The sequence below is a fragment of the Candidatus Electronema sp. TJ genome, assembly GCF_048287355.1.
Lineage (GTDB): Bacteria > Desulfobacterota > Desulfobulbia > Desulfobulbales > Desulfobulbaceae > Electronema.
Map to the genome: position 1 here is coordinate 5,322 of NZ_JBLWEP010000136.1, position 1,184 is coordinate 6,505.

Consider the following 1,184-nt stretch of genomic DNA (forward strand, 5'->3'; position numbering starts at 1 on the left):
ACAGACGAGCAAAAGCTGAAGAGGGAGAAAGAAAAGGAGGCAATGCAGGAGTGCGCCTCGCTGCCGCACGGTTGCAGGCTTGAATCTGCAAAGCAATGCAGCAAAAGGATGTGCAGATTGGCCTGGTTCGGTTATAGTTTGTTGCTGCTGGAACAGCGATATGGCGCAACGCAGGAATGCAGGCAGGCTGCGGAGAAACGGAGCCGCTGCCGCAGCGTGCGCAGACAAGATTCAGAAAAAAACTTGAGCGACGAACACTCTTGAATGGTGACTGTCATGAGCAAGCCAAGCGGATCAAAGGAAAAGGAATCCCAGTACGAGCGGACGGAGCGGGAATTGCAGCGTGAGCTGGCATTCCATGAGCAGGCGTTCGGCAAAGATCATCCCAAGGTGGCGGAGACGCTGAATTGCTTGGCCGCGCACCGCAAAGCGCATGACCGCGCTGCGGAAGCGATCCCGCTCTATGAGCGCATGTTGGCGATTGCTGAGAAGACGCACGGCAAAGACCATCTTGAGGTGGCCTCAGTTCTGAGCGAGCTTGTCGAGCTGTATGAACTGCATGGCCGCGCTGCGGAAGCGGAGCCGCTCTATCTGCGTGCGCTGGCGATTTATGAGCAGGCGCACGGCTCAATGAATCAGTCGGTGGCGGCGACGCTGAACAATCTGGCCTTGCTCTATTATGAGCAGGGCCGCTGCAAGGAAGCGGTGCCGCTGCTGCATCGCGCATTGGCGATCTCGGAGCAGCTGTTCGGCGCAGAGCATCTGCGTGTTGCAGTCACTCTGAAGAATCTGGGCGTGATGCATTTCAAGCAGGAGCAGGAAGAAGCAGCCAAGCCGTTCTTGGAGCGCGCGCTGGCAATTCAGGAGAAAAATCTCGGCAAAGAGCATCCAACTCTCACCGCGAACATGATTTCTCTGGCCGGGGTGTCCTACGCGCTGGGGGATGCTGACGCAGCGGAGCAGCTCTTGCAGCGTGCGCTGGCGATCAGAGAAAAGGCCTACGGCTCTCAGCATCCTGAGACAGCGGAGACCATGAGCTGGCTGGCTGGACTGTATGAAGAGCTGGGCCGCTACGAGGCTTCAGAAATGCTCTATGAATGCGCCTTGGTCAACATGAAGGCGAAATTTCCTGACGGCCACCCTGATCTCAGCAAATATGAAGAGTGCTACGCGAGATTGCAGGC

The 1,184-nt window shown here is 57.1% G+C and carries 1 protein-coding gene; it reads left to right on the forward strand.

The window, feature by feature from the left end; all coding sequences use genetic code 11:
* Window positions 1-276 precede the first annotated feature (276 nt).
* A partial coding sequence (locus ACNKID_RS09695; RefSeq protein WP_417913226.1) for a tetratricopeptide repeat protein occupies window positions 277-1,184 on the forward strand: 908 nt, incomplete at its 3' end.